The following is a 7,002-nucleotide window of genomic DNA, read 5'->3' on the forward strand; positions in this document are numbered from 1 at the left end:
ACTAAATCAATCTTGTAACTGATTTAATTGCACTTGAATTGCATTGCTAAGATTTTGTATCCAACCATTATAATTGTTATGAATAGTATTTTTTTCTGCATTATAATCTAATGCACTACTACTTTTATATTTAATTGAATACGAAGTTGAACTATATGGTATATCAACAATAGCTGTATGTTTTCTTATATTAAGTTGCCCTTGAGCAAGTCCTGGTTTAACTTTTGTAATTTGCCATCCTAAACCAGAACCAGCAGTTTTAATAGCCTTATATATTTTTTCATCATCAACTCCAGTTTTTACACTAACTGGATTATCAACAACATTATAAACAGATGCAGCTCTACAACCTGCTAAAACAAAAATCCCTACAACAGATACTAATAATATTTTAAAAATATTATTCATTTTAATCTCCTTTAAAAATAATTTGAATAAATACTATCAAAATAATCTTTAAAATAATCCTATAATTTTATCAGAAATCTGTTTTTCTAAAATTGGTGTTGCCTCTTGTAAAGTTAAATTCATTTTTGTGGCCTCTGCGAATACTAACGTTTTATGTTCTATGTAGTCAGCTTCAAAACTTTGCGTTTGTGCATTTGCCATATTTGAATTTAACTTTCCAGTTGAATTTGCATCTTTTACACTTCCACCAAAACTATTAATAAATCCTGCTTTTTTGCTATCATTTACACTAGATTGCCCAGCAACATTTGAATTTGAAGCATAAACAGGTCCTTTAGATTTTTCTCTTATAACAATATCAACTTGCATTTGATAAATAGTATCTTCTGTAGCTTTTCCTATTAATCCACCAATTAGTGCTGCTCCTAAACCAGCAGCTATCATACTTCCTGCTCCACCATTATTGTATCCAGCAACTCCAGCTCCAACTGCACCTGCGCCTAAAGCTCCAGCTCCTGTATTATTTTCTTGTTTTTTATCACAATACAAAACATTTGTCATTAGAATATAAGTTGCAACATCAGGATCATCTACTATTTGATAACCCTTCGATTGAAGTGATTGTATTAAAGTGCTTTCAAGATTGATTTCTTGTCCACTTGTATTTCTTGTAGATATAAAAACCGTCTTTAATTCTTTTTTAACTGGATTTATGAACACGCTCTGAGTCATTTTTGATGCAGTTTGAAGTTCTGTTGTAGCACAACCACTAAAAATAAACGCTGCTGTAAGTACACTTATTCCCAATGTTTTAATATTTTTCATTATAAACTCCTTTTTAAATTTTCATATTGATATTATATACTAAAATAATTAATCATTTTATAATTTAACTACAATTGTTTCATAAGGATTATATAAAACATTTGCACCTTTTTGTATTTTAACATTTCTTCTTTGTGTAAAATCTACTTCATAGTTTCCACCAAAATCAACACTAAACTTTGCACACAATATTGCAGCCTTTTCTATAATAGATTTTGGTATATCTTTTTTACTATTTTGAACTATTACATGACAAGATGGTCTATCTTTTAGATGAAACCAAAAATCACTTGCCTTTGAATTTTCAAGTAAATAGATATTTTCTCGTTCATTTGAGCCTAAAAGTATTTTGTATCCTTCAAAAAAGAAACTTTCATAATTTTTCTCTTTCTTTGTTTTTGTTTGATTTTTATCTTTTTTTGGATATAAAAATTCACACTCTTCAATAGAATTTGCATTTTGAATATTTAATCTCAACTTCTTTAAATACTCTAATTTCTCTTTTATATTATCTTCTTCTATACAAATATTTTGTGCTTTTTGTTTTACTCTTCTTGCTTTTTTAAATAAATCATTTGTATATTTTGCAGGATTTTGCATATTTTGTAAATCTATTTTAATACTTTTCCCATCATAATCTTCAATTTCTAAATATTTTTGGTATGAAACAATATTATGTAAATTTGCCAAAATAAGATTTGATTTTATATAAAGTTCATTTGATTCTATTTCTAAATCCTCTTTTTTTGGTAAGTCTTTTAAAATATTTTCTAACTTTTTTATATTTTTATCTATTATTTGAATTTTTTGCTTTTTAACAACTTGTAAATTATCTTTTTCTTTTTCTTCATAAATTTTATATAAATACTCTTCAATATCTTCAATCTTTTCAATTTTAGGTATAAAATCTTTTTTAGGTATCTCGTCAAGTTTTACACCTACTTTTACAACTCTGAATGATGAATATTCATCAATATGCCTTAAAGCCTCTAAAATCAATCTATTTTCATCTAAAATGATAATATTAGTATATTTTCCAGTAAATTCAAGTTGTAAGATTGTAAATTGCTTTTTATATGAAGATGAAGATGAAACTTTAATACTTATGATTTTATCATCATTGTGTAGTTTAATCTCTTCTATTTTTGCATTGGTAAATCGTTTTTGCAAAACTACATCAAAAGGAGCATTAAAATCTTTTTTAGATGAAATAATATCTTTCGATTTAAAAATTGTTGCATTCGACTTAGATAAATCAAAATAGATAATATTTTTATTATTAAATTCTATTATGATAATATTATTATCAATTCGTCTTATATGCTTTATCAGCTGGGCTTTATCTTGTAAATATTCAATTAAGCTTTTCAGTATAAAATATTTCATTTTTTCTCTTTATTTTTTTATTTTTCACCATTTATTTCAGATAATTTTTATATCTAGTAGTTATAATTGTATCGAAAATAAATTTAGGAGTACAATATGAAATTATTGAAAGTATTAGTAGCAAGTAGTTTATTGTTAGGTATATCTACAACTTCATTATTTGCAGATGCTGCAAAAGGACAAAAGGCTTTTATAAAATTTTTAAAAGAACCTTGTGGAATGGATGGAGCAAAATTTGCAGTAAAACATACTCAAGAAGAGTGGAGACAAATAAAATCTGATGGTAAATTTGAAGATGAAATCAAAAGAATATGTCCAAAATATGAAATTGGAAGTATAAAAACAAATTTACTAGATAACATTATAGACTTTTCTATAGAATTTGCAAAAGATTCAGGAAATGTACCTTCTTGTTAATTTATAAAAGGTCAAATGACCTTTTATAAAGATATTTTTTCATACTTATATACTATTTTTTCAGCTAAATCTATCATTTTTATATTTATACTTCTATACTCTAGATCTTTTAATTTTATTAAAAATTTATCATATATTTTTGAATATGGATATAATGTAAAATATATATACTCTTTACTATTACTCTCTTTATTTAGTTCTTTAAACCAAAGTGCTAGAAATGAAAAATAGAGCATAGAAGGATTAAATTCTTCATTTTCTTTTAAATTTTTACTCAATTCTTTACTTAAAAAGCTATAACATTTCAAAATAGCTCTTATTTTAAAATTTTTTTGATTATTTATATAATATTGTGCTTCACATGTAAGATTTGATAATTGTGTAAACATATCTTCATTTATTTTTTTAAACTCTTCATATAGTATTTTATCAACATTTAAAGCTGATTCATCACCTTTATAAGAGTTTATTAAATCTTTACAAAACAGTAATAAAGCTTCTGTTTTTATTTTTGAAATATTTAAAATCATTCCAAATTGTAACTTATTTTTACTAAATTAGAGTAATATTTTAAATAAATTAAGTGATTTTGAGATAGAATATTCGCAACTTTAAACAAAATTTAAAAAAGGAAATTATTGGAACCTATTGGAGTATTAAAAGATGGTCAAATATATGACCTTCAAACTGCAGAGGCTTTAAATATTGATGGAAATACAATTAAAGCCGATGATTCAAAAGAATCTTTAGAGATATTAAGACACTCAACAGCTCACTTGATGGCACAAGCTATAAAAGAACTTTACCCTGAAGCAAAATTTTTTGTTGGTCCTGTTGTAACTGAAGGATTTTATTACGATTTCAAAGTAAATAGCAAAATTTCAGATGAAGATTTAAGTAAAATTGAAAAGAAGATGAAAGAACTTGCGGATAGAAAACTTCCTATAACTAGACATGAAACATCAAGAGAAGAGTTTTATGAAGAATTTAAAAATGATGAACTAAAACAAGCTGTTTTAAAAAACATTAAAGATGAAGTTATAACAGTTTATAAGCAAGGTGATTTTAAAGATTTATGCCGTGGTCCTCACTTACCAAATACAAGAATGATTAGAAGTTTTAAACTTACAAGAGTAGCAGGAGCTTATCTTGGTGGTGATGAAAAAAATGAGATGATAACTAGAATTTATGGAATTTCATTTTTTGATAAAAAAGCTTTAAATGATTATGTAACAATGATTGAAGAAGCAAAAAAAAGAGACCATAGAAAACTAGGAACAGAACTAGAACTATTTACATTTAATGACGATATAGGAGCAGGTCTTCCTATGTGGTTACCAAATGGGGCTAGACTAAGAAGTAAATTAGAACATATTTTATATAAGGCACATAGAATAAGAGGTTATGAGCCTGTTCGTGGTCCTGAAATTTTAAAATCAGAAATGTGGAAAATATCTGGTCACTACGCAAACTATAAAGAAAATATGTATTTTACAACTATTGATGAACAGGAATATGGTATAAAACCTATGAACTGCGTTGGGCATATTCAGATATTTAAAAATAGTCTTGTTTCATATAAAGAGTTACCAAAAAAACTTTTTGAATACGGTGTTGTTCACAGACACGAAATGAGTGGAGCAATGCATGGATTATTTAGAGTAAGAGAGTTTACTCAAGATGATTCACATATTTTTTGTACACAAAATCAAATCAAAGAAGTTATTTTTGAAGTTTTAGAATTTGTTGATAGCTTACTAAAACTATTTGATTTTAAATACGAGATTGAAGTATCTACAAAACCGCAAAAGGCTATTGGAGATGATACATTTTGGGAAAAATCAACAAAAGGTATTATGGATGCACTTGATGAAAAAAATATCAAATATGGAATAGATGAAGGTGGTGGAGCTTTTTATGGACCTAAAATTGATATAAAAATTCTTGATGCTATTGGAAGAAAATGGCAATGTGGAACAGTTCAAGTTGATATGAATTTACCATCAAGATTTAATGTCGAGTTCATAAATGATAAAGGTGAAAAAGAGCAACCTGTTATGATTCATAGAGCCATACTTGGTTCTTTTGAAAGATTTATAGGTATTTTAACAGAGCACTGTGCTGGAGAGTTTCCATTTGCTATTGCTCCAACACAAGTTATTTTTGTTCCTATTGCTGAACCACATGTGGTTTATGCAAAAGAGTTACAAAAAGAACTTTTAGAAAATAGTATAGATTCTGAAATCTTTGATATGAATGAGAGTTTAAATAAAAGAATTAGAATGGCGGAAAAACAAAGAGTTCCAATGATAGTTGTAATTGGAGATGATGAAGTAGCAAACCAAACTATTGCTTTAAGAGATAGAAGAAAAAGAGAGCAATCTAATTTGAGCAAAGTGGAGTTTATAGAACTTTTAAATGAAATAATAAAGGGGAGTAGAATTTGAGTAAAGACAAAAGAAAAGATGATGTAATTATGAATGAAATGATTACAGCTAAAGAAGTTAGATGTACAAGTGATGATGGAACAAATCATGGAATAATATCAACACATGAAGCATTAGCAATAGCTGAAGAAGCTGGACTTGATTTAGTTTTAATAGCTCCAGATGGAAAACCACCAGTTGCTAAAATCATGGATTATGGTAAATTTAGATACCAACAAGAAAAAAAGAAAAAAGAAGCAAAGAAAAATCAGAAAGTTATTGTTATAAAAGAGATAAAACTATCTGTTAAAATTGCTGAAAATGATGTTAGCTATAAAGTTAAACATGCAAGAGAATTCCTAGAAGAAGGGAACCATGTGAAGTTTAGAGTTTTCCTAAAAGGAAGAGAAATGGCAAATCCTGAAGCTGGTGTTGAAGTTTTAAATAAAATTTGGACTATGGTTGAAGATATTGCGATTATGGATAAAGAACCAAAACTTGAAGGAAGATATGTAAATCTTCTTGTTACACCTAAAAAAGATTAATCTACTCAAAAGAAGAGATTTACTTCTCTTCTTCCACAAATAAAAGACTATTTAATTCATTACTAAACTTTTTTTCAGTATAATCCAAAACTTTTTCATAAAATTAATGAAAATGCAAATTTATTTGAAAGGATTTCTTTATGCCAAAAATGAAAAGCATTAAAGGTGCAGTTAAAAGATTTAAAGTAAAGAAAAATGGAACTATCAAAAGAGGTTCTGCTTTTAGAAGCCACATTTTAACTAAAAAAACGCAAAAAAGAAAAAGAAACTTGAGAGGACCACAAACTGTACATAGTACAAATGTTAATGGTATTCTTTCATCATTGTGTAAAGCGTAATTACTTAAAAATTAAGTAATTTTGTCCCTCCATTTTAAAATGGAAAAGTTCAGCAAAGCTGACACCTTATTAAAAATAACGGTAAAGAAAGGAAAAATATGCCTAGAGTAAAAACTGGTGTTGTAAGAAGAAGAAGACACAAAAAACTATTAAAATTAGCAAGAGGTTTTTATAGCGGAAGAAGAAAACACTTCAGAAAAGCTAAAGAACAATTAGAAAGAAGCCTTGTTTATGCTTATAGAGATAGAAGACAGAAAAAAAGAGATATCAGAAAACTATGGATCATAAGAATCAATGCAGCTTGTAGATTAAATGATATTAACTATTCAAGATTTATAAATGGATTAAGACTAGCTAATATTGAACTTGATAGAAAAATCTTAGCTGATTTAGCTATGAATGATTCAGCTGCATTTGCATCTTTAGTAGTTACTGCTAAAGCAGCACTTAAATAATAAATTTGCGAATAATAAAAAAGGGAAGAGTTAAATCTTCCCTTTTTTTATAGATTTTTTTTATTGCTTTCTAACCTTTTAGCTTTAACTTCATCTTTACCAATAAACTCTTTCTCATTAGCATCACTTACTATCAATTTTGCAATTTCATCTGTTACTATTGCAATATCATGTGTTTGACTTGCTACCATTGCATTTTGTT

At 26.9% G+C, this 7,002-nt stretch carries 9 protein-coding genes; 5 read left to right on the forward strand and 4 right to left on the reverse strand.

The features are described from left to right. Positions 1-6: 6 nt before the first annotated feature. The 3 genes from CRU91_RS11475 to CRU91_RS11485 are packed head-to-tail and all read right to left on the reverse strand — an operon-like array spanning position 7 to position 2,619. Positions 7-408 (reverse strand): hypothetical protein, encoded by a 402-nt coding sequence (locus tag CRU91_RS11475; RefSeq protein ID WP_113895358.1) that lies wholly within the window; start codon positions 406-408, stop codon positions 7-9. Positions 409-456: 48 nt separating this feature from the next. Next, on the reverse strand, positions 457-1,233 hold the full coding sequence (locus CRU91_RS11480; RefSeq protein WP_113895359.1) for a complement resistance protein TraT: 777 nt from the start codon (positions 1,231-1,233) through the stop codon (positions 457-459). 57 nt (positions 1,234-1,290) lie between these two features. After that, positions 1,291-2,619 (reverse strand): NFACT RNA binding domain-containing protein, encoded by a 1,329-nt coding sequence (locus tag CRU91_RS11485; RefSeq protein ID WP_113895360.1) that lies wholly within the window; start codon positions 2,617-2,619, stop codon positions 1,291-1,293. A gap of 96 nt (positions 2,620-2,715) precedes the next feature. On the opposite strand from CRU91_RS11485, the gene CRU91_RS11490 reads away from it, so the two are divergent. Then, on the forward strand, positions 2,716-3,036 hold the full coding sequence (locus tag CRU91_RS11490; protein WP_113895361.1) for a cytochrome C: 321 nt from the start codon (positions 2,716-2,718) through the stop codon (positions 3,034-3,036). Between the two features lie 23 nt (positions 3,037-3,059). Here CRU91_RS11490 and CRU91_RS11495 read toward each other — a convergent pair whose 3' ends face one another. Further along, complete coding sequence (locus CRU91_RS11495; protein WP_113895362.1) at positions 3,060-3,566, reverse strand: hypothetical protein; 507 nt, start codon at positions 3,564-3,566, stop codon at positions 3,060-3,062. A 108-nt stretch (positions 3,567-3,674) separates the two neighbouring features. Here CRU91_RS11495 and thrS point away from each other — a divergent pair, with 108 nt between their 5' ends. The 4 genes from thrS to rplT all read left to right on the forward strand — a co-directional run bounded on the left by thrS (position 3,675) and on the right by rplT (position 6,800). Continuing rightward, entirely contained in the window at positions 3,675-5,483 is a 1,809-nt protein-coding gene (gene thrS, locus CRU91_RS11500; RefSeq protein ID WP_113895363.1) for a threonine--tRNA ligase, read from the forward strand. Between the two features lie 29 nt (positions 5,484-5,512). Further along, a complete protein-coding gene (gene infC, locus CRU91_RS11505) occupies positions 5,513-6,007 on the forward strand; it encodes a translation initiation factor IF-3 (protein WP_222718469.1) in 495 nt (164 codons plus the stop codon). 140 nt (positions 6,008-6,147) lie between these two features. Next, positions 6,148-6,345 carry a 50S ribosomal protein L35 gene (gene rpmI / locus CRU91_RS11510; RefSeq protein ID WP_026802990.1) on the forward strand — a complete coding sequence of 66 codons (198 nt, stop codon included), beginning with the start codon at positions 6,148-6,150 and terminating at the stop codon, positions 6,343-6,345. Between the two features lie 98 nt (positions 6,346-6,443). Further along, positions 6,444-6,800, forward strand: a complete 357-nt coding sequence (rplT, locus tag CRU91_RS11515; protein WP_113895365.1) for a 50S ribosomal protein L20 — start codon at positions 6,444-6,446, stop codon at positions 6,798-6,800. Positions 6,801-7,002: the final 202 nt, after the last annotated feature.

It is taken from the genome of Aliarcobacter vitoriensis, assembly GCF_003316695.1.
GTDB classification, from domain to species: Bacteria; Campylobacterota; Campylobacteria; order Campylobacterales; family Arcobacteraceae; genus Aliarcobacter; species Aliarcobacter vitoriensis.